Here is a 24103-nt window from a genome sequence, read left to right as displayed (position 1 = left end):
GGGGGCGGGAGGCCTACGCCGTCGCGTCGGCCTCCTGTTCCTTCCGTTCGACGAACACCCGTGAGGTGATCTCCAGCAGGCACCCGGCGATGCCGGCGATCGCGACGCCGATCAACGGGTCGCGCCAGCCGACCAGTTGGAGCTGGAAGAAGTCGGACAGGAACGGCACCACCAGCACCAGGGCGAACGCGCCCGCCATGACGCCGATCAGCAGGATCCGCCACCAGCTGTAGGGGCGGGCGACGATCGCGAGCACCCAGATCGCGGAGATGAACAGCGTCAGGGTGGCGACCGAGGTGTCCGCCTTCAGCGCGGTCTCGTGGTCGGCGCGGGCCAGGGCGTACGCGACGAAGGTGGCGGTGCCGCAGATGATTCCGCCGGGGACGGCCAGGCGCAGCACCCGGCGGACGAAGCCGGTGCGGGCCCGCTCGTTGTTGGGCGCGAGGGCCAGGAAGAACGCGGGGATGCCGATGGTCAGCGAGGACAGCACCGTCGAGTGCCGCGGCAGGAACGGGTACGGGACCTGGGTGAACACCACCAGCAGCGCCAGCAGCACCGAGTAGACGGTCTTCACCAGGAACAGCCCGGCCACCCGCTCGATGTTGCCGATCACCCGGCGGCCCTCGGCGACCACCGAGGGCAGGGTGGAGAAGCGGTCGTCCAGCAGCACGATCTGGGCGACGGCGCGGGTCGCGTCCGAGCCGGTGCCCATGGCCACGCCGATGTCCGCGTCCTTCAGCGCCAGCACGTCGTTGACGCCGTCGCCGGTCATTGCGACCGTGTGGCCCTTCGACTGCAGCGCGCCGACCAGCGCCCGCTTCTGCTGCGGGGTGACACGGCCGAACACCGCGGTGCGGTCGGCGACCTCGGCCAGCTGCCCGGGGTCGGTGGGCAGGGTGCGGGCGTCGGTGGCGGTGTCCGCGCCGGGCAGGCCCAGGTGGGCGGCGACCGCGCCGACCGAGACCGCGCTGTCGCCGGAGATCACCTTCGCCCGGACGTCCTGCGAGCGGAAGTAGCGCAGGGTGTCGGCGGCGTCCTCGCGCAGCCGCTGCTGGAGCACCAGCAGGGCCAGCGGCTCCAGCTGGGAGGCCGGGTCGGGGGCGTCCAGCGGCAGCGGGCTGCGGCCCAGCAGCAGCACCCGCAGGCCCTTCGCGCCGAGTTCGTCGACCTCGGCGAGCGCCGGGTGGCCGGTCGGCAGCAGCACGTCGGGGGCGCCGAGCAGCCAGCTGCCCTCGGTGCCGCCGGGCTCCAGCAGCTGCACGCCGCTCCACTTGCGGGCGGAGGAGAACGGAATCGCCTCCAGCACCCGCCAGCGGCCCTCCTCGGGCGCCGGGTACACGTCGATGACGGCCCGCATGCTCGGGTTCGGGCGGCTGTCGGCGGTGCCGATCGCGCCCAGCGCCTCGGCGAGCCGGGCCCTCGCGCCGTCCTCGGCGGTCAGCGGGCGCAGGTCGACGAGGTCCATGCCGCCCTCGGTGAGGGTGCCGGTCTTGTCGAGGCAGACGGTGTCGACCCGGGCCAGGCCCTCGATCGCGGGCAGCTCCTGCACCAGGCACTGCTTGCGGCCCAGCCGGATCACGCCGATCGCGAAGGCCACCGAGGTGAGCAGCACCAGGCCCTCCGGGACCATCGGCACGATGCCTGCGACCATCCGCCGGACGGCTTCCTGCCAGTCGTTGCGCTGCACCGCGAGCTGGCTGATGATCAGGCCCAGCGCGGTCGGGATCAGCAGGTAGGTGATGATCCGCAGGATCTGGTCGATGCCGGAGCGCAGCTCCGACTTCACCAGGGTGAACCGGCTGGCCTCCTCGGCGAGCTTGGCGGCGTACGCCTCCTTGCCGACCTTGGTCGCGGTGAACGCGCCCGCGCCGGCCACCACGAAGGAACCCGACATCACGTGGTCGCCGGGGTGCTTGAGCACCGGGTCCGGCTCGCCGGTCAGCAGCGACTCGTCGATCTCCAGGCCGTCCGCCTCGGTGACCGTGCCGTCCACGACGACCTTGTCGCCGATGCCGAGCAGCACCGTGTCGTCCAGCACGATCTCGCCGGTGGCGACCTGCACGGCCGCGCCCTCGCGGCGCACCTGCGGGCGGGCCTCGCCGATCAGCGCCAGGCTGTCCAGGGTCTTCTTGGCGCGCAGTTCCTGGACGATGCCGATCGCCGTGTTGGCGACGATGACCAGGCCGAACAGACCGTCCTGGAGCGGGCCGACCACCAGGATGATGCCGAACATCACGCCGATGATCGCGTTGAACCGGGTGAACACATTGGCCCGGACGATCTCCCGCACGGACCGGCTGGAGCGCGCCGGCACGTCGTTGACCTGCCCGCGGGCGATCCGCTCCGCGACCTCGGCGCCGCTCAGGCCGGGCTGGTACGCCCCGCCCGCGCCGGAGGGGTGCGCGCCGGGGCTCGCAGGGGCGGTGCCGTCCGCTGGGTGCGTCATGGCACCGACTCTAGGTGGGCGATTTGGGCGGTGCGCCCCGCCTCGGCCGTTTCGTGCCGGACGAGTGGCAGGTCACACTCCGGCTACTGGACGGTGTCGGAGGTCTCCGCGGCCTCGGCGGCGCGGGCGCGGCGGATCGCGTCCCGGCGGGCCCGGCAGTACTTCAGGCCGATCAGGCCGAGCAGCCCGCCGGACAGGCAGACCCACGGCCAGCTGCCGTGGTCGTGGTCGGACAGCCAGCCCTGGAACGGCACCAGCACCACGAAGCCGACGAACCACAGCACCGTGCCGGCGCCGACGATCGCGACGTCGTTGGCTTCGAGCGGCGGGGGAGCGGAGCGCAGGGCGGTCTTGGGCATGTGCCCAGGGTACGGGGCGGGTCCGGGGAACCGGGAGAGGCGGCCGATCTTTCGTATTCGACCGATGCTGATCGTAAGGGCCTCGCTCTACGCGCGAAGATGGCGCGTCCACGACGGGGATCGCCATACTGAAACTCCCCCCACCCTTGCCTCACCCGATCGAGGACGCCCGAATGTCTCCGCAGGCCCAGCCGGCCACCGCGTCGCCCGAGCCCCCCCAGCACTCGCCGCAGCCCCCGGCCGGCGCGCTGGACCGTTTCTTCCGGATCTCCGAGCGCGGGTCCACGCTGCCCCGCGAGATCCGCGGTGGCGTCGCCACGTTCTTCACCATGGCCTACATCCTGGTGCTGAACCCGATCATCCTTGCCTCGGCGACGGACATGAACGGCGCCCACCTCAGCAGCGCCCAGCTGGTCACCGCCACCGCGCTCACCGCCGGTCTGACCACCCTGCTGATGGGCGTCATCGGCAACGTCCCGATCGGCCTCGCGGCCGGCCTGGGCGTCAACACCATCGTGGCGCTCCAGCTCGCCCCCAAGATGACCTGGCCGGACGCCATGGGCATGGTGGTGCTCGCCGGTTTCGCGATCATGCTGCTGGTCGCCACCGGCCTGCGCGAGCGCGTCATGAACGCCGTCCCGCTCGGGCTGCGCAAGGCCATCGCCATCGGTATCGGCCTGTTCATCGCGCTGGTCGGCCTGGTCGACTCCGGCTTCGTCACCCGCATCCCGGACGCCGCCCACACCACCGTCCCGCTGCAGCTCGGCGTCGGCGGGCACCTGCACGGCTGGCCGGTCCTGATCTTCATCGTCGGCCTGCTGCTCACCATGGCGCTGGTCGTCCGCAAGGTGCCCGGCGCGATCCTGATCTCGATCGCCGTGATGACCGCCGCCGCCGTGATCATCCAGAACTTCGCGGACCTGGCCCCCGAGAACTGGGGCCTCACCGTCCCGGCGTGGCCCGGCAACCCGGTCGCCAGCCCCGACTTCGGCCTGGTCGGCCACGTCAGCCTGTTCGGCGGCTTCTCCAAGGTCGGCGTGCTGACCGGCATCCTGTTCGTCTTCACCGTGCTGATGAGCTGCTTCTTCGACGCGATGGGCACCATCCTCGGCGTCGCCGACGAGGCCCACCTGCTCGACGAGAAGGGCGACCTGCCCGGCATCAACAAGGTCCTGATGATCGACGGCATCGCCACCGCGGCCGGCGGCGCGACCTCCTCCTCGGCGAACACCTGCTTCGTCGAGTCCACCGCCGGCGTCGGCGAGGGCGCCCGCACCGGCTTCGCCTCGGTCGTCACCGGCGCGCTCTTCATGGTCGCGCTCTTCCTGACCCCGCTGGCGACCATGGTCCCCGCCCAGGCCGCCACCCCGGCCCTGGTCACCGTCGGTTTCCTGATCCTGGCGAACTCCATCAAGGACATCGACTGGACCGACTACACCATCGCGATGCCGGCCTTCCTGACCATCGCGATGATGCCGTTCACCTACTCCATCACCAACGGCATCGGCTTCGGCTTCATCGCCTTCTGCCTCCTCCGGGTGGCCGCCGGCCGCGCCCGCACCGTCCCGATCCCGATGTACTGCGTCGCCGCGGTCTTCGCCTTCTACTACCTGATGCCGGCCCTCGGCCTGCTCTGACCCCAGGTCGTCCGACGGCCCTCCTCCGCTTGTGCGGGGGAGGGCCGTTCGCGTGGCCGGTGGGGGTCAGGCGGTGTGGTCGACGAGGGCGTCGAGGGGCTGGGCGGGGCGGAGGGGTTCGAAGCGGACGGCGCCGGTGAGGTCGGTGGTGGCGCCGTGGACGGGGGGTTCGGGGAGGGAGTTGTAGCTGAAGTGGTGGGAGGAGTAGTAGGCGCCGGTGTCGAGGAGGCAGACCAGGTCGCCGGGGTCGAGGAGGGGGAGCGGGCGGTTGCGGGCGACCAGGTCGCCGGCGAAGCAGCAGGGGCCGGCGATGTCCTGGGGGACGGGGGCGCCGTGCTTGGCCGCGCCGGACGGGTGGTGGGTGCTGATCCGCAGCGGCCAGCTGTCGGGCATGAAGACGGTGCGGGTGGCGACCTGGGCGCCGGCGTGGCCGACGGCGATGGCGCGGCCGCCGGCCTGCTTGGTGTACTCGATGTAGCTGGCGGTGAAGCCGGCCTTGGCGAGGATCGAGCGGCCGAACTCGGTGACCAGCCGGTAGTTGCCGTCGAAGAGCGCGGGGGCGTGCCGGCGGAGCTCGTTGACGTAGGCGTCGAAGCCGGGCGCGACGCGGTCGTCGGCGAAGTTGACGGGCAGGCCGCCGCCGAGGTCGATGCCGGTGATCTGGCGGCGGCCGAGCTCGTGGTTGATGCGTTCGGCGAAGTCGACGGTCGCGCCGACGCCGGCCGCCATCCGGGACAGGTCGATGCCCTGCGAGCCGATGTGGCAGTGCAGCCAGGTCAGCCAGGGGCGGGCGCGGAAGGCGTCGATCAGGCGCTCGGCGTTGCCGGGGTCGGCGAGCGGGATGCCGAACTTGGAGGTGGCGGTGGCGGTGCTCATCGCCGCGATGCTGCCGCCGCCGACCTGCGGGTTGACCCGGACGCCGATCCGGGAGGTGGTGGGGCGGTCGGCCAGCAGGTCGTCGACACGGGCGAGTTCCTGCCAGTTGTCGACGTTGACGGCGACACCGAGGTCGAGGGCGAGGGCGAGTTCGCGGCGGGTCTTGGCGGGGGAGTCGAGCACGATCCGGTCGGGGGCGAAGCCGGCGGCGAGGGCCTGCGCGAACTCGCCGGGGCTGGCGACCTCGCAGCCCATGCCGAGGCCGCGCAGCCGCCGCAGCACCGGCCCGAGCGGGTTGGCCTTGGCGGCGAAGGCGTGCAGGACGTCGAGGCGGGCGGGGAACGCGGCGTGCAGGGCGGCGACGGTCTCGGTGACGGCGTCCAGGTCGAGGAAGGCGGCGAGCGGGGTGTCCTCCGGGTCGAGCAGCCCGTCCCGGACGGCGGCGCGGAGGAGGAGTTCGCGGCGTTCGGCGCCGATCAGGGGCTGGTGGTCGGTCATGGGGCACGCTCCGCGCGGTGTCGGCAGGAAGGGGACCGGGCCCGAGGCGGTTCCGGGCCGTGGTTCCAGCGTGCGGTCCGGGGCGGTGCCGTGTCTGTGCCCGCCGCGCCGGGTTTCGGCGGGCCCGGCGGGGCGCGCGCACCGCGCGGCGCGGCCGTTCGGGTGGGCGCGGCGCGGGGCGGCGGCGCGGGGCGGTCCGGGTGGGTCCGAGCGGCCGGATGACGGGGGACGGGCCCGAAGAGCGTGCCCGGACACCGGTTCCGGGGCCCGGGGCGGTGTCAGGACGCGTCCGGGCCGTCGTGGTCGAGGAGCCGCAGCTGGAGGTGGGCGAGCAGGCGGGCGTCGGGGTTGCCGACGTTCAGGCGGGAGATCTCCAGGACCTTCTTCTGGAACCGGTTGGCGAAGGTGGTGCGGGGCACGCCCAACGAGTCTGCGGCGCGGCCGAGTTCGCCGGAGTGGTCGAGGTAGGCGCGCAGGGCGTTCAGCAGGCTGCGGTCGCCGCCCTGCTCGGCGTGCGCGACCAGCCGGGACACCGAGGTCCGGACCGGCAGCGGCAGGTCGCGCAGGGTCTCCAGGACGTGCCGCAGGGCCACCGCGTCGGCGACCTGGTCGACGGTGGCGCAGCCGAGCTCGGCGCGGCCGAACAGCAGTCCGCTGAGCGCGAGTTCGGCGGATTCGCGGGAGCGGGAGGCGTGGTCGAGGCGGCCCTGCACCGGGCCGAGGCCGGCCAGCGCGCGGACCTTCAGCCGGGCGGACAGGTCGGCGGCCAGCCGTCGGCCGTAGTCGGCGACCTGGAGCTCGGCGCTGGGCAGGTCGGCGGCGAGCCCGGCCAGCAGGATCAGCACGCCGCGGTCGGACGGGAGCAGCAGGGAGCTGCGCCCGGGGCCGGCCGGGTGCCAGCCGGCGTGCCGGGCCAGCCGGACCCGCAGGTCGTCGTCGAGGGGACCGGCGACGCCGACGGCGAGGACCGCGCAGCGGGTGTCGGCGGGCAGGCCGCTGTGGCGGGCGAGCAGGGCGCCGGAGCCGCGGCCGTCCAGCACCGCGCGGGTGGCCTCGGTGAGTAGTTCGCTGCGGCCGTGGTGGCGGGAGTGGTGGTGCAGCAGGTGGCCGGCGGCCAGCCGGGCGGCGATCCGCAGGGCCTCGACGGCGCTGTCCTGGAGGGTGTGTCCGTTCAGCGCGGCGACCCAGATCGAGCCGAGGCGTTCGCCGCCGGCCTGGACCGCCACCGCCATCCGTTCCGGGATGTCGCCGGCGGCGCGGCGGTGCAACACCTGTTCGGTGGACCAGAGTTCCTTGAAGAAGCCGTCCTCGGTCATCGCCCGGCGCCGTTCCTCGGGGACCTGGCCGGTGGAGATGGTGAGGATCCGGATCGGGTCGAGGGCGGCGCTCTCCGCGTAGTGCGCGAGGACGCGGGAGTCCGGGTCCTCGATGGTCACCGCGCCCTGCACCTGGACGGCGATCAGGCGGGCCAGCCCGCCCAGGTCGCCGAGCGGCACGTTGGCGTCGTCCGGGACGGGGCCGATCGCGACGGCGGCCCCCAGGGCGCCGATCAGCCGCGGCCAGTTCATCCACGCGGCGCGGAACAGCAGCGCCGTCCCGGCCTGTTCGGCGAGCGACCGCAGCTCCTGCTTGCGGCCGGGCTCGCGGGCCTCGCGCAGCACCACGCCCGCCGCCTCGGCCTTTCCGGCGGCGCGCAGCAGCTTCTCGGCCTCGATGCCGTGCGAGTCGAGGCCGGCGGCGACCACCAGGTCGCCCCGGGCGATCGGCCGGTCGAACGGGTCGTACACCACCAGCTGTCGGACGGGCGTCTGCGGCCGGGGCAGGGCCGCCACCTCGATCCGCGACTCGACCAGGTCGATCAGCCCCTCCAGGGTCTGCGGCCGCACCGCCGGCCGGTCCCACGCATCCTCGCCCATCGGACGACCTCCCCAGCTGCGCGCGCGTCATCGCCGGCCTTCAACTCCCCCTGTTTCCGGCCGAGTCGGGCCATCCTACGGCCGCCCGCCGCACCCGGGCAGGTGTCGCGGCGGCGAAAACCGGAGGTGGCGGGAGCGGGCGGGCGGCTAGCGTGGGCGCGTCCTCGGGCGGCTGTCTACCGCTCTTCCTGTGGCGCGAACAACGCGTCCGCAACCCAGGGAGTTGCTGAACACGGTGCGTACCCTCGTCGGTGAGCTGGCGTCCTCGGTGGACGCGACAGTGACGGTCAAGGGGTGGGTGAACACGCTGCGGCTGCAGAGCAGGACGCAGTTCGTGAGCGACTGCGGCCGGGCCGGGTGCTGATGCCGGCCCTCGGGCTGCCCTCGATCCGGGACGCGGTCTTCCTGTTCCGCGGCCCGAACCGCTTGGAGCCGTAGGTTCCGCCCGGCGGGTCATCAGCTCGGTTCAGCGCCCGGTGCGGTCTGCGCCGGGCGGCCACACCACGCGCACCGGCACCCCGGCGGCCAGGGCGACGGCGACCAGGTCGGCCGTCCCGCCCGGGCCGTTGCCCGGCGCGCCGTCCCAGACCGCGACCAACTCGTCGGCCAGCGCGAGCAGTTCGTTGTTGGCGGCGACGTAGGCGGCGTCGTCCAGGACGGCGGCGGGCAGCACCACCGTCCGGTGGGCCGCGGCCCGTAGCCGGGAGAAGTCGGCGTCGGCCTGCGGGCCCGGGTGGCCGGGGCCGGGCAGCACGGCGATCAGGCGGGCGCCGCGGGCCAGCACGGCGTCCGCGAACAGCGTGTCCGCGCCCGGGGCGAGACAGGACACGCCCGTCAACTCGCCTGCCGGATATGGCGCGAGGAGGTCGTCGAGGGCGGCGCGCACCGCGCGGGCGGTGGCCGGGGTGAGGTCCAGGTGCCCGGTCACGGCTATCACGGGCATGGCGGTGCTCCCTCGTACGGGTGGATCGTGCTGCGCCGGATCCTGCCAGGACGGCCGCGCCGGGCAGGCGAATTGACGGGTGATTCGCCGAAAAGAGGCCGGTGGAGGCGCAGTCGGGGACTGCGCCGACCGGCCGTGCGCCGTACGCTGGACAGTCGCGCCCCGGCAGGCCGACAATCGCGCCATGAGCGCACAGGAGTTCGGCACCGAACTGGCCCGCCCCTCACAGGGCGAGCGGGACAGCGCGCTGGAAGTGCTGCGGGACGGCGTCGGCAGCGGCCGGCTCTCCCACGACACCTTCGTCCGCCGGATGGAACTGGTGCTCACCGCCCGCAGCCGCGCCGAACTCGCCGAGGTGATCGGCGACCTGCGCACCTACGGCCCGGTCTCCCGGCTGCTGCTGCGCACCGTCGCCAAGGTCTCCGCGCTGAACGTCCGCCTGCGGCAGACCTGGCACGCCGAACAGCTCACCCGCCTGCGGCTGCCCGACCCCGGCGTCGGCCGCCTGCTGATCGGCCGGATGACCGGCGCCGGCCTGCGCCTCGGCGACGCGACCGTCTCCCGCCGCCACGCCGAACTGCGCTTCGAGGGCGACGCCTGGGTCCTCTACGACCTCGGCTCCAGCAACGGCACCTTCGTCAACGACCGCCGGGTCGCCGGCGGCACCGCCGTCCGCCCCGGCGACCGCCTCCGCTTCGGCCGGCTGGCCTTCCACCTCAGCGCGGACTGACCCCCGGCCGGGGCGGCGCTCGGGCGTGATCGAAATCAATTTTCCTTAGCCTTGGTAATGACGTAGGCTAAGGACATGCCCGAGATGTCCGAGGACGACCTGGTGGCGGTAAGCCAGCTGAGGTCGTCCGCGATGCGTTTGGCCCGGCGGTTGCGACACCAGCGGGTCGAGGAGTCGCTGAGCCCCACCGAGATGGGGGTGCTCGGCACGCTTGCCCGCTGTGGGAAGGCGACGCCCGGTGAGCTGGCGCGCAAGGAGCACGTCCAGCCGCCCTCCATGACCAGGATCATCGCGATGCTGGAGGAGAAGGGCCTGGTGCGGCGCGAGCCGCACCCGGAGGACCGCCGACAGGTGGTGGTCAGCAGCACCGAACAGGCCGAGCAGATCCTCAACGAGTCCCGCCGCCGGCGCAACGCCTGGCTGGCGGAACTCGCCGAGGGCCTCGACGAGGACGAGTGGGAGCGGCTGAAGGCAGCCGCGCCCGCGCTCTACAAGCTGGCCCACCTGTAAACCGCACCCGGACCGTCTCAGGGCGAACGAAGGAGAACCGCATCACCGCAGCATCGACAAGCGCCACACACCGCGCCGCGACCGTCCACACGGTCGCGGCGCGTCGAGGGGAGAACACTGTGACACCGCCGGCCGCCCGCGCCGCCGCGATCCGCACCGCGACCATCCGCACCGACCTCCGCACCGACCCCCGACGCATCACCGCCCGCCCCGCCGGGCAGCGCACCGACGAACCGTTCACCGACGAAACGGCCCCCGCCGCACCCGCGCCCACCGGCGCACCCGCCGCACAGAGCCAGGCACCTGCCCCCACGGGCCTGCCGGGCAGCGGCGACGACGACCCCGAGGAACGCACCGCGGCGGAGATCCCCGCCGCTCAGCCGGGCCGGTTCACCCGCCCGGGAGGGATGTTCTCGTCCCTGCGCATCCGCAACTACCGGTACTACTTCGCCGGCCAGGTCGTCTCCAACACCGGCACCTGGATGCAGCGCATCGCCCAGGACTGGCTGGTCCTCAGCCTCACCGGCAGCCCCTTCGCGGTCGGCATCACCACCGCCATGCAGTTCCTGCCCATGCTGCTGTTCGGCCTGTGGGGCGGCGTCCTCGCCGACCGGCTGCCCAAGCGCCGCCTGCTGATCGCCACCCAGGGCGCGATGGGCCTGCTCGCCGTCGGCCTCGCCGTACTCGCCATCACCGGCACCGCCACACCCGCCGCGGTCTACCTGTTCGCGCTGCTGCTCGGCCTGGTCACCGTGGTCGACAACCCGACCCGGCAGGCCTTCGTCAGCGAAATGGTCCCGGCCAAGGACCTCGCCAACGCGGTCAGCCTGAACGCCGCCAACTTCCAGACCGCCCGACTGGTCGGCCCCGCCGTGGCCGGCGCGCTGATCGCCGCGGTCGGCAGCGGCTGGGCGTTCGCCCTCAACGCGCTGTCCTTCGTCGCGGTCATCGGCGGCCTGCTCGCCATGCGCAGCAGCGAACTGCGCCCCGTCGAGCGGATCGCCCGCGAACGCGGACAGCTCCGCGAAGGCCTGCGCTACGTCCGGGAACGCCCCGAACTGCTCTGGCCGATGGTGCTGGCCGGCTTCATCGGCACCTTCGGGTTCAACTTCCCGACCCTGCTCGCCGGCTTCGCGCACGACACCTTCCACGTCGGCGCCGGCGCGTACGGCCTGCTCAACACCGCGATGGCGGTCGGCTCGCTCACCGGCGCGCTGCTCGCCGCCCGGCGCGGCGCGCCCCGGCTGCGCCGCCTGGTCTTCGCGGCGCTGGCGTTCGGCGCGCTGGAGATCATGGCCGCGTTCGCGCCCGGCTACTGGACGTTCGCGCTGCTGCTCACCCTGATCGGCGTCTTCGGCCTGACCTTCAACACCTCGGTCAACTCGGCGCTCCAGCTGGGCACCGACCCCGAGATGCGCGGCCGCGTCATGGGTCTGCTCGTCCTGGTCTTCACCGGCGGCACCCCCATCGGTGCCCCGCTGGTCGGCTGGATCACCGCCCAGTACGGCCCCCGCCTCGGCCTGCTCGCCTGCGGACTGGTCTCCGCCGCGGCCGCCGGCGTGGTCGCCCTGGTCCTCGGCCGGATCAGCGGCCTGCGCCTGCGCTTCGACCTGCACCCGGTGCGGGCCCGCGGCCGGGTGTTCTCGGTGGTGCAGAAGGACGACCTGGCGCCGGCCTGCTAGCAGTCGTGCGGGACGCGCTGTTCCAGCACCTGGCCCGGCCACGGGCCGGCCGGCCGGTCGACGGTGAACGTGGCGGTCCGGGTGAACCCGAGCCGCTCGTACTGCTCGACCAGCCGGCCGCCGCCGCCCGCCCAGCAGTCCACCCGCAGCAGGTCGATGCCCCGACGACGGGCCTCGCGCAGGGCGTCCGCGATCAACGCCGAACCGATGCCCGACCCGCTGTGCACGCGGTCGGTGACCAGCCAGCGGACGTACAACTCCCGTTCGGCGACCGGCGGGGCGTACGACGGGGCCTCCTCGGAGAGGACGCACATGCCCAGCGCGTCGCCCCCGCCGGCCGCCCGCTCGGCGACCCGCACCAGCTGCTCGCGGCACGCCTCCTCGGCCCGCGCCACCGACTCCGGGCGCTGCGACCACGGCACCGAACCCCACTGGCCGGAGCGGCCCTGCGCGGTCAGCCAGGCGACCGCGCCGTCGATGAGGTGCAGCAGGGCAGGGGCGGAGTCGGGACCTCCGGTGCGAATGCGCATGACATCAGTTTCTATCCGGTGGCGGCCGTCGAACGGTAGGGCAGGATGACCGGATGAGGCTCTTCGTCGCCGTGAACCCGCCCGCCCGCGCCATCCAGGAACTCGCCGCCGCGAGCTCCTCCCTGCGCGAACTGCCCGGCGCGGAGCGGCTGCGCTGGAGCGAGACGGCCGGGTGGCACCTCACGCTGGCCTTCCTGGGGGACGTCCCGGCGGACGAAGTGCCCTCGCTCGCCGGGAAGTTGGCGACCGTCGCCGACGAGCACCCCCGGCTTCGACTGCGGCTGGCCGGCGGGGGGACGTTCGGGGACCGGGTGCTGTGGTGCGGCGTCCAGGGCGAGACGGCCGCACTGCGGCGACTCGCCGGTGCGGTCCGCGACGCCCTGGACGTGGCGGACGACCACCCGTTCCACCCGCACCTGACGCTGGCCCGGAGCCGCGCGGGGGCGCGAGGGATGCGGGGGATGGCCGATGTGCTGAAGGGCTTCCGGGGGGTGGAGTGGGAGGCCGGGTGGATCTACTTGATGCGCAGTGAGACGGGGTCCGGTCCGGCGAGGTACACGGTCGTGGAGAGGGTGCGAAGCCAGGGGCGCGGGGAACTGCGCGACAAGCGCTAGCCGGTCCGTAAGGTCGCGAGCACGTGCAAGCCATTGTCCTGCGTCGCGATCCTGCGGTGGGGTGCCTTCCGCTTCGCGCAGTTCCCCGCGCCCCTGGTCGTGCTCTCCCTGGTGGTGCACCTTCAGCCGAGGTCGGGGGCCTCGCGGAGGTGGATGTGCTTGGGGGCGGCCTGGCCGAGTTCCAGGAGGGTGACGGTGTTGGCGCCCTCGTGGAGGAGGGGCTGGGGGCAGTAGAGGGTGACCTGGGGGCCGCGGCGGTCGTAGCGGCCGAGGAGGAAGCCGTTGATCCACAGGTAGCCGTGGTCGCCGTCCGGGACGGCGAGGAAGGTGTCGCCGGTGGCGTCGAGGTGGAAGGTGCCGCGGGCGAGGAGTTCGGGGGCGGTCTCGCCGGGGGCGTACGTCGCGGCGGGCAGCGGGTCGAGGGCGAGCGGCTGGGCGTGCCAGCCGTGCAGGTACTGGCGTTCGTGGCGGAGGCCGGTGATGCCCTTGGTCTCGCCGACCAGCGGGCCGTAGTTGACCCGGCCGAGGGACTCGACGAGCAGGGTGACCCGGTCGCCGCCGGTCGCGGTGACGTCGGGCGCGGTGACGCCGCGTTCGAGTGAGGCGACGTGCTTGCCGTTGACGTGGAGGGCCGCGCGGTCGCGCAGGTTCTCGACGGTGAGCGGCTGGGCGGAGCTGATCGCGGGCACCGTCGTGGTGTAGCGCACCAGGCCCTGTTCCAGCCCGAGTTCCTCGAACAGCGGCGGCACGGGCGAGGCGACGGCGTCCCCGAACGGCAGCTCCGCGACCTCGGTGAGCTCGACCTCGGCGGCGGCCAATACGGGCGCGGCAGGCGGAAGTTCGGCGACCTGGTCGTCCAAGTAGTGGACCAGCGAAGGGTTTTCGGCCGCGAAGTCGGCGATGACCTGCCGGAAGGCGTCGAACTTGGCGCTGGGCAGGCCGCGTTCGTCGAGGGCGGCGTCGTAGTCGTAGGAGGTGGTGGTCGGCTGGTACGGGGAGTGCGTCCAGTCGGTGGAGTTGAACGGCGCGTCCTCGTGGTTGGCGCCGGCGGTGGTGCCGAAGTTGGTGCCGCCGTGGGCCATGTAGAGGTTGACGGAGCCGCCGGCGGCGAGGATGCGGCGCAGCGCGTCGGCGGCGTCGGCGGTGTCGCGGGTGTGGTGCGGCTTGGCCCAGTGGTCGAACCAGCCGTTCCAGAACTCCATGCAGAACGGCGGGTCGTCGGGGCGGTGGCGGCGCAGTGCCTCGAAGGAGGCCTCGGGGTTGGAGCCGAAGTTGACGGTGGCCAGGATGCCGGGGAGGGTGCCGCCGCCGAGCATGTGGTCCTCGGGGCCGTCGGAGGTGAACAGCGGGACGGTGATGCCGCGTTCGCGCAGGCCGTCGGCGAGGTGCTGGAGGTAGACCTTGTCGCTGCCCTGCGAGCCGTACTCGTTCTCGACCTGGACCATCAGCACGGTGCCGCCGGGCCGCCCCCACTGGCGGTCGACGACCTGCGGCAGCAGCACGTCGAAGAAGGCGTCGACGGCGGCCAGGTACGCGGGGTCGCCGGTGCGGGCGCGGCGCCCGACCTCGGCGGTGAGCCAGGCGGGCAGTCCGCCGTTGTCCCACTCGGCGCAGATGTAGGGGCCGGGCCGGACGATCGTCCACAGGCCCTGGCGGTGCGCCTCGTCGAGGAACGCGCCGAGTTCGTCCAGGCGCTCGAAGCGGCCGGGGGCGGGCTCGTGCAGGTTCCACGGCACGTACGTTTCGACGGTGTTCAGCCCCATCGCGCGCAGCGCGGCGAGGCGGGCGGGCCACTGCTCGGGGCGGGTGCGGAAGTAGTGCATCGCGCCGGAGAGGATGCGCAGCGGGCGGCCGTCGAGGCGGAAACCGGTCGAGTCGTAGGTGAGCATGCGTCCTAGCCTGCAAGAAGGCACCGGCCCGGACCATGGACAAAGCCCGGCGGCGTGTTGGACTTGTCCGGGGATTTCCCGTGGACGGAGGACGATGGAGCGCTGGTGGCACTACCTGACGCCCGGGCCGGCCCAGTTGGGCACCGGCCTGGCGTGCCTGGGCGTGGGCCTGCAGCGCGGGCGGCTGCCGGTGGTCGGGCCGCGGGTGCTGGACCACTGGGTGGCGGTGGTGGTCGGCTCGGGCCGCGGCTGGTACGCGCTGCCGGGCGGCCGGCGGCTTCCGGTGGCGGCGCCTGCGGTGCTGTGGCTGCGGCCGGGGGTGCCGCACCACTACGGGCCGGACGGGGACGGCTGGGCGGAGTCCTTCGTCGACTTCACCGGCGCGGGCACGGCCGGGTACGCGGAACTGGGGCTGCTGCCGGAGGCCGAGGTGGTGCCGCTGGACTCCGCGGAGGCCGCGCAGCGGGTGATCGCCCGGATCGCCGCGATCTGCCGCCGGGGCGGGCCGACGGCGGGGACGGAGGCGTCGGTGGCGGTCCACGAGCTGCTGGTGGAACTGCACCGGCAGCGGGCCGACCTGGGCCCGGAGGGCGCGCCGGTGATGGAGGTGCTGCGCCGGGACGCCTGCCTGCCGCTGTCGGTGTCCGAGCATGCCCGGCGGGTCGGGATGGGCGTGGAGGAGCTGCGCCGCGCGGTCCGCGCGCAGGGTGCGACCAGCCCGAAGGAGTACCTGCTGACCGTCCGCCTGAACGAGGCGAAACACCTGCTGGCGGCCAGCGAACTGCCGGTCTCCGCGGTGGCCCGCCGGGTCGGCTACCAGGACCCGGCGTACTTCACCCGGCTGTTCACCCGCCGGGTCGGCGTCGCCCCGACGGTCTTCCGGCAGCGCGAGTACCGCGGTGGCGCCCTGCCCGTCGGGGAGGGGCCGGAGCAGGGGTAGGCCGGGCGACCGACTAGTCTCGAAGGGTGGACCCGAAGACCCGTATGCGGATCGTGACCGGCGCGTTCGTCCTGCTGCTCGCCGTAGTGATCATCAGCGCCCTCGTGCAGAAGTAGCCCCGGCCGGTTTCGGCGACGGGGCCGGTTCGCGGGCGGCCGATCCGTAGGGTGGGGCGCGACGCGGGCCCGACCGTGGGGCCCGCCGCGACGCAGGGGGCGGATTTCCATGGAGTACACCCGGCTCGGCCGCAGTGGGCTGAGGGTGTCCCGGCTGGTGCTCGGCACGATGAACTTCGGCACCGAGACCTCCGAGCAGGACAGCCACGCGATCATGGAGCGGGCGCACGAGCACGGCATCAACTTCTTCGACACCGCGAACGTCTACGGCACCCGGCCGGGGGAGACCTCGACCGAGGAGATCATCGGCCGCTGGTTCGCCGGCTCGCCGGAGCGCCGCGAGCGGACGGTGCTGGCCACCAAGGTCTACATCCCGACCGGCAGCCGCCCGAACGAGGGCGGGCTGAGCGCGCTGCACATCCGGCGGGCCTGCGAGGACTCGCTGCGCCGGCTCGGCACCGACCACATCGACCTGTACCAGATGCACCACATCGACCGGCACACGCCGTGGGACGAGATCTGGGAGGCGTTCGGCGTCCTGCGGCAGCAGGGCAAGGTGCTGTACTTCGGCTCGTCGAACTTCGCCGGCTGGCACCTCGCGCAGGCCCAGGAGGCGGCCCGCGAGCGGCACTTCCTCGGGCTGGTCGCCGAGCAGTCCCGGTACAACCTGATGACCCGCTGGGCGGAGCTGGAGGTGCTGCCCGCCGCCCGGCACTACGGCATCGGCGTGATCCCGTGGGGCCCGCTGAACAGCGGACTACTCAGTGGTGTGCTGCGCAAGCGGCGCGAGGGGACGGCGGCGCGCGGCGGCAGCGGGCACTCGGCGGGGGCGCTGGCCGAGCACGGCGCGGCCATCGAGGCGTACGAGAAGCTGTGCGCCGCGGCCGGGGCCGATCCGGCGCATGTGGGCCTGGCCTGGCTGCTCGCCCAGGAGGGCGTCACCGGCCCGATCATCGGACCGCGCACGGTGGCCCAGCTGGACGGCTCCCTGCCCGCCCTCGACCTGCAGCTGGACGCGGCCCTGCTGGCCGAGCTGGACCGGCTGTTCCCGCCGCCCGGCCCGAACGGCGGAGGCCCCGCGCCGGAGGCCTACGCCTGGTAGCGGATCGGCCCCGAACGCGGCCCGGGGTGCGGGAACGACGAAGGCCCCGGTCCGCGGACCGGGGCCTTCGAGGGGCGACGGGGTGTCAGTCGTTCAGGTGCTCGACCACGTAGTCGATCGCGCCGGTGAGCTTCTCGACGTCCGCCGGGTCGATCGCCGGGAACATCGCGATGCGCAGCTGGTTGCGGCCCAGCTTGCGGTACGGCTCGGTGTCCACGATGCCGTTGGCACGCAGTGCCTTGGCGACCGCGGCCGCGTCGACCGACTCGTCGAAGTCGATGGTGCCGACGACCTGCGAGCGCTCCTCCGCCTTGGCGACGAACGGCTGCGCGTACGGGGACTTCTCGGCCCAGGTGTACAGGATCGAGGAGGACTCGGCGGTACGGGCCACCGCCCAGTCCAGACCGCCCTGGCCGTTCATCCACTCCAGCTGGTCGGCCAGCAGGAAGAGGGTGGAGAGCGCCGGGGTGTTGTACGTCTGGTCCTTCGAGGAGTTGTCGATCGCGGTCGGCAGGTCGAAGAACGGCGGGATGTACCGGCCGGAGCCGGCGATCTCCGCGGCGCGCTCCAGCGCGGCCGGGGAGAAGGTGGCCAGCCACAGGCCGCCCTCGGAGGCGAAGGACTTCTGCGGGGCGAAGTAGTAGACGTCCGTCTCGCGGATGTCGACGGGCAGGCCGCCGGCGCCGGAGGTGGCGTCGACCAGCACCAGCGAGCCGGCGTCCGCGCCCTCGGGGCGGCGGATCGGCATGGCGACACCGGTGGAGGTCTCGTTGTGGGTGAGCGCGTAGACGTCCACCCCCGCCTCGGCGACCGGCAGCGGGTGGGTGCCCGGCTCGGTCTTGATGACGGTCGGCTCGGCCAGCCACGGGGCGGCCTTGACCGAGGAGGCGAACTTGGAGGAGAACTCGCCGAAGTTCAGGTGCTGCGACTTCTCGCGCACCAGCCCGAAGGCGGCGATGTCCCAGAACGCGGTGGAGCCGCCGTTGCCGAGCACGACCTGGTACCCCTCGGGCAGCGAGAACAGCTCGGCGACGCCCTGGCGGACGCGCTTCACGATGTTCTTGACCGGGGCCTGACGGTGGGAGGTGCCCAGCAGGGAGGTTCCGGTGGCGGCGAGGGCACTCAGGGCCTCGGGGCGCACCTTGGAGGGGCCGCAGCCGAAGCGGCCGTCGTTGGGCAGATTGTCGGCGGGGATCTGAATCTGAGCCACGCCCGCACCCTATCGCCCCGAATTGCCCGGCTGTAAGGCCGTCCGGCCGCTGAGACGTGATCTTTCCGGCACCGGACAGCGCTCACCGGAGCGCGCGCAGCCCCTGGTCAGGGGTGGTGCGCGCGCCCGGCGGCGGCGTCAAGGATGATGACGGTCCGTCAGTTGTTCATCCGAACGGGTGTCAGCGGGCGATCTGGTCCCAGCCCTCGATCTCCTGCGGCGTGCGGGAGCCGGGGCCGATGTAGCGGGCGGCCGGGCGGACCAGCCGGCCGGTGCGCTTCTGCTCCAGGATGTGCGCCGACCAGCCGGCGGTGCGGGCGCAGGTGAACATCGAGGTGAACATGTGCGCCGGGACCTCGGCGAAGTCCAGCATGATGGCGGCCCAGAACTCGACGTTGGTGGCCAGCACGCGGTCGGGGCGGCGGTTGTGCAGCTCCTCCAGCGCGGCCTTCTCCAGCGCCTCGGCGATCTCGAAGCGCGGCGCGTCGAGCTCCTTGGCGGTGCGGCGCAGCACCCGGGCGCGCGGGTCCTCGGCGCGGTAGACGCGGTGGCCGAAGCCCATCAGTCGCTCGCCCTTGTCGAGGGCCTTCTTCACGTAGCCGACCGCGTCGCCGGTGCGCTCGATCTCCTCGATCATGCCGAGCACCCGGGACGGCGCGCCGCCGTGCAGCGGGCCGGACATCGCGCCGACCGCGCCGGACAGCGCCGCGGCGACGTCCGCGCCGGTGGAGGCGATCACCCGGGCGGTGAAGGTGGAGGCGTTCATGCCGTGCTCGGCGGCGGACGTCCAGTAGGCGTCGACGGCCTTGACGTGCTTCGGGTCCGGCTCGCCGCGCCAGCGGATCATGAACCGCTCGACGATGGTCTCGGCCTTGTCGATCTCGCGCTGCGGGACCATCGGCAGGCCTTGGCCGCGGGCCGACTGGGCGACGTACGACAGTGCCATCACGGCGGCCCGGGCGAGGTCGTCGCGGGCCTGCTCGGCGGAGATGTCCAGCAGCGGCTTGAGGCCCCAGACCGGGGCGAGCATGGCGAGCGCCGACTGCACGTCGACCCGGATGTCGCCGGAGTGGACCGGGATCGGGAACGGCTCGGCGGCGGGCAGACCCGGGGCGAACCGGCCGTCCACCAGCAGGCCCCAGACGTGGCCGAAGGAGACCTGGCCGACCAGGTCCTCGATGTCCACCCCGCGGTAGCGCAGCGCGCCGCCCTCGCGGTCGGGTTCGGCGATCTCGCTCTCGAAGGCGACGACACCCTCAAGGCCGGGTACGAAGTCCGACATGTAGAACGGCTCCTTCAGTGATCCGACACGACGTACGGCCGTGGTGGGGCGGCACGCCGGTGACCGATGGTGGTTGGCACTCGGTGTCAGAGTGGCAGGCACGGAGTGCATTGCGCCATACACCACGACGGTGATGTTTCCCCCATGGGCCGCTCGAACCCCTGGCGTCTCCGGCATCGTCGGCGGATTTTCCGGGGCGCTCCGGTGGAAACCGGACGAATCCCCGGGCAGTGGGTCGGGTTGCGGTGGCGCGCCACCTTATCCCCAGGTGTTTGCGCGGACGTAGCGGCGCTCGGCGCTTGTCGTACGGGATGATGTTGGCGTGCCTACCGCGGAACGCCACAGCCACCCGAGCGCCCTGTCCACGCCGACCGAGGAACGGCCCGGTCCGGACCTGACCGTGATGCGCAAGCATTACCAGCACGAGGGCCTCTCCGAGGACCAGTTGGCCGAGGACCCGTTCCGGCAGTTCGCCCACTGGTTCCACGAGGCCGTGGAGGCCGGCGTGGTCGAGCCCAACGCGATGGTGCTGTCCACCGCCGACGCCGAGGGCCTGCCGTCCTCGCGCACCGTGCTGCTCAAGGGCTACGACCCGCGCGGCTTCGTGTTCTTCACCAACTACGGCTCCCGCAAGGGCACCGACCTGGCCGCCAACCCGAACGCCTCGCTGCTCTTCCCGTGGATCGGCCTCGCCCGCCAGGTGGTGATCGGCGGCCGGGTGGAGAAGGTCGGCCGGGACGAGACCGCCGCGTACTTCCGCACCCGCCCGCACGGCTCCCAGCTCGGGGCCTGGGCCAGCGAGCAGTCCAGCCCGGTGGCCGGCCGCGAGGTGCTGGAGCAGCGCTACGCCGACCTCGCCGCCCGCTACCCCGAGGGGGAGGGCGTCCCCGTCCCGCCGTTCTGGGGCGGCTACCGGGTGGTCCCGCGCACCGTCGAGTTCTGGCAGGGCCGGGAGAACCGGCTGCACGACCGGCTCCGCTTCGTCGCCGAGGGCGACGGGTGGCGGGTCGAGCGGCTCTGTCCCTGAGCCGCCGGTCCGCCAGTTCGAGACTCGGGCTCTAGCACGGACAGGCGAGCGAAGGTACCGCCGACCAGGTGATTGTCGAATTCCTGGCATTCCGTCAACTCCCTTGCGGCCCACGGGAGAAGGCCCGAATCGAGGTTTTCGATCAGAGGCCCGGTGGATCGCGGCGGCGCTATGCTGGCCCAGGTGTCATGCCGCAGTGAACGACACTGCGGCTTCGGCTTGCGTTACGACGGCTGCGGCGCTTCCCCCGTTCCGCACGCCTCAGTGAAGAAGGCAACGCCATGACCACTGCACTCGCCGCCGGCCCGGCCGAAGACCTGACCGGGGCCCAGGTCGCTCTTGAGCACGCCACGCTGGCCGACCTCGCCGCACTGGATGTCGAAGATCTCACCGCACAGATCGAGCGGGTACTGCCGGCCGCGGCAGCCCGTCAGGTGGCGGTGGCCGCCTTCCAGTCATCGATCTGACCGGGCAGGAGTTGCCGGACCGATTCGCCCGTCATGTCCGTTCCCGTTCCTTTCAGCCAATTCGTGCTGAAGGTCCACAGTCGCTGTGACCTGGCCTGCGACCACTGCTACGTGTACGAGCACGCGGACACGAGCTGGCGCGGGCGGCCCCGGGCTGCCGCGGACGAGGTGCTGGAACGGGCCGCCGGGCGGATCGGCGAGCACGCCGCGACCCACCGGCTCCCCGCCGTGCACGTGGTACTGCACGGCGGGGAACCGCTCCTGGCCGGCCCCGCCCGACTGCGCCGGGCCGCCGAACTGCTGCGCGCCGCACTGCCGCAGGGCTGTGCACTGGACCTGCGGATCCACACCAACGGCGTGCTGCTGAGCCGCCGCTTCTGCGACCTCTTCGTCGAGCAGGACATCAAGGTCGGCATCTCGCTGGACGGCGACCGCGCCGCCAACGACCGGCACCGCACCTTCTCCGACGGCCGCTCCAGCCACGCCAAGGTGCTGGCCGCGCTGGCCCTGCTGCGCGAGCCGAAGTACCGGCACCTGTACGCCGGGCTGCTGTGCACCATCGACGTCGCCAACGACCCGGTCGCCGTGTACGAGGCGCTGGTCGCCGAGCAGCCGCCGAGGATCGACTTCCTTCTGCCGCACGCCACTTGGGACCACCCGCCGGTCCGACCGGAGGGCGCCGGCCCGACTCCGCACGCCGACTGGCTGCTGACGATCCACCGGCACTGGACGGCGCAGGGCCGCCCGGTGCCGGTGCGGATCTTCGACTCCGTGCACCGCACGCTGCGGGGCCGCTCCAGCCTCACCGAGTCGCTCGGGCTGGACCCGGCGGACCTGGTGGTGATCGAGACCGACGGAACGCTGGAGCAGGCCGACAGCCTGAAGACCGCCTACGACGGCGCGCCCGCCACCGGCTTCGACGTCTTCGCGCACAGCCTGGACGACGTCGCCCGGCACCCGGGGATGGTGGAGCGGCAGTCCGGTCTGGCCGGGCTCTCCGAGCAGTGCCGCGGCTGCCCGGTGGTCAGGTCCTGCGGCGGCGGCCTGTACGCCCACCGATACCGAACCGGCGGGGGCTTCGACCACCCGTCCGTGTACTGCGGGGACCTCTTGAAGCTCATCACCACCATCCGTGACCGGGTCTCGGCCCCCGTCGCCGTGCCCGCCCGGGCCCGGCAGCCGCTGACCGACGAGCACCTCGCCGAACTGGCCCGCGGGCTGGGCGGCGCGGGCGCGGTCGGCGCCCTCGCCGGGGCCCAACTCGCGCTCTCCCGGCGGCTGGTGACCGCCGTCGGGGCGAGCGGGAACAGCCCTGCCTGGCAGCTGTTGGTCGAGACCGACACCCGCGCGCCCGCCGCGCTGGACGCGGTGCTGGCCCACCCGTACACGCGCGCCTGGGCGGTGCGCAGCCTGGGCGGCGACGGGGGAGACCTCGGCACGCTGGACGAGCTGGCCGCCGCCGCGGCGGCCCGGGCCCGGACGGAGTTCGAACTGATGCTGCCGGTCCGCTCCGGACGGCTGCACCTGCCGACCCTCGGGCGGCTGCGGCTGGACGGCCGCACCCGGGCGGTGCTGCGCGGCGACGCCGACGGGCTGTACTGCGGGGAGCACACCGTCCGCTGGGACCGGCCCGGCGACCACCTGTGGCAGCCCGTCCGGCGGGTCGCGCTGACCGGGTGGACGGTCGCCCTGGAGGACGTCGACCCGCAGCGCGACAGCCACCAGTGGCCGGTCGCCGAACGCCTCGCCGACGCCGAATTCCTGGACTGGGCAGGCGCGTTGCGGGAGGCGTGGGAGCTGCTCGGGCGCGACCTGCCGGAGTACGCCGAGGGCATCGCGGCGGGTCTGGGCACCGTCACCCCGCTCGCCCCCGGGCCGGCCGGGCGCGACATCAGCGCCGCCGCCCGGCAGGCGTTCGGCGCCGTCGGCATCGCCCGGCCGACCACCTCGCCCGTGCTGGCGCTGCTGCTCGCGCACGAGTTCCAGCACGTCAAGCTCGGCGCGGTGCTCGACCTGTACGACCTGTACGACAAGGACGACCAGCAGCTGTACTACGCGCCGTGGCGGCCCGACCCGCGTCCGCTGGAGGGGCTGCTGCAGGGCACCTACGCGCACCTTGCGGTCGCCGCGTACTGGGCCGGGCGGGTCCGGGCCTTCGACGGGATCCGCGGGGACGCCGCCACCACGGCCCGCCTCCAGCTGGCCACCTGGCGGGCGCACACCGCGGACGCGATCGGGACACTGGCCGACTCCGGCTCGCTCACCGCGCTCGGGCTGCGTTTCGTCGAGGGCATGCGGGAGACGCTGGCGTCCTCGCTGGCGGTGCCGGTCGGCGCGGCCACCGAGCGGGCCGCGAAGGAGGCGGTCGCGGCCGGCCTGGCGGCCTGGCGGGACGCGGCGGGCCGGCCGTGACGGCGGTCGGTGCGCGGGCCACCGCCCCGCGCACCGGTGCCCCGGCGAGGCGGCCCGGCGAGGCCCGCACCGTTCGCCAACTGGCCGACGACCTGCGGGCGCTGGGCGTGCGCGAGGGCGAGACGCTGCTCGTGCAGTCCTCGCTGAGGGCGCTCGGACCGGTCGCGGACGGCGCGCACGGGGTGGTGAAGGCGCTCACGGCGGCGCTCGGGGCGGACGGCACGCTGGTCGTGTACACCGCTACACCCGAGAACTCGCTGACCTCCCCGTCCTACCGGGCCGCCACCGCCGGGCTCACCCCCGCCGAGCTGGAGCTCTTCCACGACCGGATGCCCGCCTGGGACGCCGCGACCACCCCCGCCTCGCCCACCATGGGCCGACTCGCCGAGGAGGTCCGGCTGCTGCCCGGCGCGCTGCGCAGCCCGCACCCGCAGACCTCGTTCACCGCGTACGGCCCGGCCGCCGGGGAGCTGACCGCCGTCCACCCGCTGGCCAGCCACCTCGGCGAGGGCTCGCCCGCGCACCGGCTCTACCTGGCCGGTGCGCGCTGCCTGGCGATCGGCGTCCCGGTGTGGTGCTGCACCCCGCTCCACCTGCTGGAGTACTGGCAGTCGGAGCTGCCGCCGCAGCAGTACAGCTGCGTGGTGCGGACCCCCGACGGCGGCCGGAAGTGGGAGCGGTTCACCGGCCTCCGGCTGGAGGACGCACATTTCCCGGCGATGGGACGGGAGCTGGAACGCGGCCTGCCCGACCTGCGGCGCGGCTCGGTCGGGGACGCCGACTGCTTCCTGCTGCCGATCCGCGGAGCCGTCGATCTCGCCGCCAACTGGTTTCCGAACAGGCCGATATGAACATGTGTCAGATCAAGGCCCTATTCCATTCGGGCCGTCGACCTTCCTACACTTGAGACCCTTTCG

21 protein-coding genes are annotated in these 24103 nt (G+C 73.4%); 12 read left to right on the top strand and 9 right to left on the bottom strand.

Features of this window, described 5'->3' with window-relative positions; all coding sequences use genetic code 11:
- Positions 1–13: 13 nt before the first annotated feature.
- Together AMK19_RS13985 and AMK19_RS13980 are read right to left on the bottom strand one after the other, a co-directional pair.
- Positions 14–2446, bottom strand: coding sequence for an HAD-IC family P-type ATPase (locus AMK19_RS13985; protein WP_073811518.1), 2433 nt, complete (start codon positions 2444–2446; stop codon positions 14–16).
- 83 nt (positions 2447–2529) lie between these two features.
- The gene (locus AMK19_RS13980) at positions 2530–2805 is read right to left on the bottom strand and encodes a DUF2530 domain-containing protein (RefSeq protein ID WP_073811517.1); all 276 of its coding nucleotides are present in this window, start codon (positions 2803–2805) and stop codon (positions 2530–2532) included.
- A gap of 173 nt (positions 2806–2978) precedes the next feature.
- On the opposite strand from AMK19_RS13980, the gene AMK19_RS13975 reads away from it, so the two are divergent.
- Complete coding sequence (locus AMK19_RS13975; RefSeq protein WP_073811515.1) at positions 2979–4442, top strand: NCS2 family permease; 1464 nt, start codon at positions 2979–2981, stop codon at positions 4440–4442.
- Positions 4443–4508: 66 nt separating this feature from the next.
- Here AMK19_RS13975 and AMK19_RS13970 read toward each other — a convergent pair whose 3' ends face one another.
- Together AMK19_RS13970 and AMK19_RS13965 are read right to left on the bottom strand one after the other, a co-directional pair.
- On the bottom strand, positions 4509–5816 hold the full coding sequence (locus AMK19_RS13970; RefSeq protein ID WP_073811514.1) for a diaminopimelate decarboxylase: 1308 nt from the start codon (positions 5814–5816) through the stop codon (positions 4509–4511).
- A 278-nt stretch (positions 5817–6094) separates the two neighbouring features.
- Positions 6095–7732 (bottom strand): helix-turn-helix domain-containing protein, encoded by a 1638-nt coding sequence (locus AMK19_RS13965; protein WP_073811512.1) that lies wholly within the window; start codon positions 7730–7732, stop codon positions 6095–6097.
- Positions 7733–7967: 235 nt separating this feature from the next.
- Between AMK19_RS13965 and AMK19_RS38065 the strand changes: the two genes are divergently transcribed.
- Positions 7968–8096 carry a hypothetical protein gene (locus AMK19_RS38065; protein WP_274536973.1) on the top strand — a complete coding sequence of 43 codons (129 nt, stop codon included), beginning with the start codon at positions 7968–7970 and terminating at the stop codon, positions 8094–8096.
- 102 nt (positions 8097–8198) lie between these two features.
- Here the strand turns inward: AMK19_RS38065 and AMK19_RS13960 are convergent, their stop codons facing one another.
- Positions 8199–8675: a hypothetical protein gene (locus tag AMK19_RS13960; protein ID WP_073811511.1), complete on the bottom strand. Its 477-nt coding sequence runs from the start codon at positions 8673–8675 to the stop codon at positions 8199–8201.
- A gap of 184 nt (positions 8676–8859) precedes the next feature.
- On the opposite strand from AMK19_RS13960, the gene AMK19_RS13955 reads away from it, so the two are divergent.
- From AMK19_RS13955 to AMK19_RS13945, 3 genes are all read left to right on the top strand, one after another.
- A complete protein-coding gene (locus tag AMK19_RS13955; protein WP_073811509.1) occupies positions 8860–9405 on the top strand; it encodes a DUF1707 and FHA domain-containing protein in 546 nt (181 codons plus the stop codon).
- Positions 9406–9480: 75 nt separating this feature from the next.
- The gene (locus AMK19_RS13950; protein ID WP_073811507.1) at positions 9481–9915 is read left to right on the top strand and encodes a MarR family winged helix-turn-helix transcriptional regulator; all 435 of its coding nucleotides are present in this window, start codon (positions 9481–9483) and stop codon (positions 9913–9915) included.
- Between the two features lie 119 nt (positions 9916–10034).
- Positions 10035–11597, top strand: coding sequence for an MFS transporter (locus AMK19_RS13945; protein WP_073811506.1), 1563 nt, complete (start codon positions 10035–10037; stop codon positions 11595–11597).
- On the opposite strand, the gene AMK19_RS13940 is transcribed toward AMK19_RS13945, so the two are convergent.
- Positions 11594–12127, bottom strand: coding sequence for a GNAT family N-acetyltransferase (locus AMK19_RS13940; RefSeq protein WP_083646762.1), 534 nt, complete (start codon positions 12125–12127; stop codon positions 11594–11596). The two genes, AMK19_RS13945 and AMK19_RS13940, sit on opposite strands and share 4 nt — an antisense overlap.
- A 53-nt stretch (positions 12128–12180) precedes the next feature.
- Here AMK19_RS13940 and thpR point away from each other — a divergent pair, with 53 nt between their 5' ends.
- Positions 12181–12741, top strand: coding sequence for an RNA 2',3'-cyclic phosphodiesterase (gene thpR, locus AMK19_RS13935; protein WP_073811504.1), 561 nt, complete (start codon positions 12181–12183; stop codon positions 12739–12741).
- A gap of 122 nt (positions 12742–12863) precedes the next feature.
- Here thpR and AMK19_RS13930 read toward each other — a convergent pair whose 3' ends face one another.
- Positions 12864–14630 carry a glycoside hydrolase family 35 protein gene (locus AMK19_RS13930; protein WP_073811503.1) on the bottom strand — a complete coding sequence of 589 codons (1767 nt, stop codon included), beginning with the start codon at positions 14628–14630 and terminating at the stop codon, positions 12864–12866.
- Positions 14631–14724: 94 nt separating this feature from the next.
- Between AMK19_RS13930 and AMK19_RS13925 the strand changes: the two genes are divergently transcribed.
- Both AMK19_RS13925 and AMK19_RS13920 read left to right on the top strand, forming a co-directional pair.
- The gene (locus tag AMK19_RS13925) at positions 14725–15570 is read left to right on the top strand and encodes an AraC family transcriptional regulator (protein ID WP_073811501.1); all 846 of its coding nucleotides are present in this window, start codon (positions 14725–14727) and stop codon (positions 15568–15570) included.
- 225 nt (positions 15571–15795) lie between these two features.
- Entirely contained in the window at positions 15796–16788 is a 993-nt protein-coding gene (locus AMK19_RS13920; RefSeq protein WP_073811499.1) for an aldo/keto reductase, read from the top strand.
- Positions 16789–16873: 85 nt separating this feature from the next.
- Here AMK19_RS13920 and serC read toward each other — a convergent pair whose 3' ends face one another.
- Complete coding sequence (gene serC / locus AMK19_RS13915) at positions 16874–17998, bottom strand: phosphoserine transaminase (protein ID WP_073811498.1); 1125 nt, start codon at positions 17996–17998, stop codon at positions 16874–16876.
- 181 nt (positions 17999–18179) lie between these two features.
- Positions 18180–19280: a citrate synthase 2 gene (locus AMK19_RS13910; protein ID WP_073811495.1), complete on the bottom strand. Its 1101-nt coding sequence runs from the start codon at positions 19278–19280 to the stop codon at positions 18180–18182.
- A 403-nt stretch (positions 19281–19683) separates the two neighbouring features.
- Between AMK19_RS13910 and pdxH the strand changes: the two genes are divergently transcribed.
- From pdxH to AMK19_RS13890, 4 genes are all read left to right on the top strand, one after another.
- On the top strand, positions 19684–20307 hold the full coding sequence (gene pdxH, locus AMK19_RS13905; RefSeq protein WP_073811731.1) for a pyridoxamine 5'-phosphate oxidase: 624 nt from the start codon (positions 19684–19686) through the stop codon (positions 20305–20307).
- Between the two features lie 281 nt (positions 20308–20588).
- Positions 20589–20774: an FxSxx-COOH cyclophane-containing RiPP peptide gene (gene fxsA / locus AMK19_RS13900; protein WP_073811493.1), complete on the top strand. Its 186-nt coding sequence runs from the start codon at positions 20589–20591 to the stop codon at positions 20772–20774.
- Between the two features lie 33 nt (positions 20775–20807).
- Positions 20808–23186: an FxsB family cyclophane-forming radical SAM/SPASM peptide maturase gene (locus tag AMK19_RS13895; RefSeq protein ID WP_073811490.1), complete on the top strand. Its 2379-nt coding sequence runs from the start codon at positions 20808–20810 to the stop codon at positions 23184–23186.
- Positions 23183–24037, top strand: coding sequence for an aminoglycoside N(3)-acetyltransferase (locus AMK19_RS13890; RefSeq protein WP_241844394.1), 855 nt, complete (start codon positions 23183–23185; stop codon positions 24035–24037). Before AMK19_RS13895 ends, AMK19_RS13890 begins: the two co-directional genes overlap by 4 nt.
- Positions 24038–24103: the final 66 nt, after the last annotated feature.

It is taken from the genome of Kitasatospora sp. CB01950, assembly GCF_001905465.1.
GTDB lineage: Bacteria > Actinomycetota > Actinomycetes > Streptomycetales > Streptomycetaceae > Kitasatospora.
The sequence above is the reverse complement of the archived record's forward strand: the minus strand, read 5'-3'. Positions and strand labels throughout refer to the sequence as shown.

Excerpts from the sequence above, each read along its gene's own strand:
- AMK19_RS13895 (WP_073811490.1), top strand. The coding sequence starts at position 20,808 with ATGTCCGTTCCCGTTCCTTTCAGCCAATTCGTGCTGAAGGTCCACAGT.
- AMK19_RS13955 (WP_073811509.1), top strand. The coding sequence starts at position 8,860 with ATGAGCGCACAGGAGTTCGGCACCGAACTGGCCCGCCCCTCACAGGGC.
- fxsA (WP_073811493.1), top strand. The coding sequence starts at position 20,589 with ATGACCACTGCACTCGCCGCCGGCCCGGCCGAAGACCTGACCGGGGCC.
- AMK19_RS13965 (WP_073811512.1), bottom strand. The coding sequence starts at position 7,732 with ATGGGCGAGGATGCGTGGGACCGGCCGGCGGTGCGGCCGCAGACCCTG.
- AMK19_RS13920 (WP_073811499.1), top strand. The coding sequence starts at position 15,796 with ATGGAGTACACCCGGCTCGGCCGCAGTGGGCTGAGGGTGTCCCGGCTG.
- thpR (WP_073811504.1), top strand. The coding sequence starts at position 12,181 with ATGAGGCTCTTCGTCGCCGTGAACCCGCCCGCCCGCGCCATCCAGGAA.
- AMK19_RS13975 (WP_073811515.1), top strand. The coding sequence starts at position 2,979 with ATGTCTCCGCAGGCCCAGCCGGCCACCGCGTCGCCCGAGCCCCCCCAG.
- AMK19_RS13925 (WP_073811501.1), top strand. The coding sequence starts at position 14,725 with ATGGAGCGCTGGTGGCACTACCTGACGCCCGGGCCGGCCCAGTTGGGC.
- AMK19_RS13930 (WP_073811503.1), bottom strand. The coding sequence starts at position 14,630 with ATGCTCACCTACGACTCGACCGGTTTCCGCCTCGACGGCCGCCCGCTG.
- AMK19_RS13985 (WP_073811518.1), bottom strand. The coding sequence starts at position 2,446 with ATGACGCACCCAGCGGACGGCACCGCCCCTGCGAGCCCCGGCGCGCAC.
- AMK19_RS13950 (WP_073811507.1), top strand. The coding sequence starts at position 9,481 with ATGCCCGAGATGTCCGAGGACGACCTGGTGGCGGTAAGCCAGCTGAGG.
- AMK19_RS13960 (WP_073811511.1), bottom strand. The coding sequence starts at position 8,675 with ATGCCCGTGATAGCCGTGACCGGGCACCTGGACCTCACCCCGGCCACC.
- AMK19_RS13970 (WP_073811514.1), bottom strand. The coding sequence starts at position 5,816 with ATGACCGACCACCAGCCCCTGATCGGCGCCGAACGCCGCGAACTCCTC.
- AMK19_RS13910 (WP_073811495.1), bottom strand. The coding sequence starts at position 19,280 with ATGTCGGACTTCGTACCCGGCCTTGAGGGTGTCGTCGCCTTCGAGAGC.
- pdxH (WP_073811731.1), top strand. The coding sequence starts at position 19,684 with ATGCGCAAGCATTACCAGCACGAGGGCCTCTCCGAGGACCAGTTGGCC.
- AMK19_RS13940 (WP_083646762.1), bottom strand. The coding sequence starts at position 12,127 with ATGCGCATTCGCACCGGAGGTCCCGACTCCGCCCCTGCCCTGCTGCAC.
- AMK19_RS13980 (WP_073811517.1), bottom strand. The coding sequence starts at position 2,805 with ATGCCCAAGACCGCCCTGCGCTCCGCTCCCCCGCCGCTCGAAGCCAAC.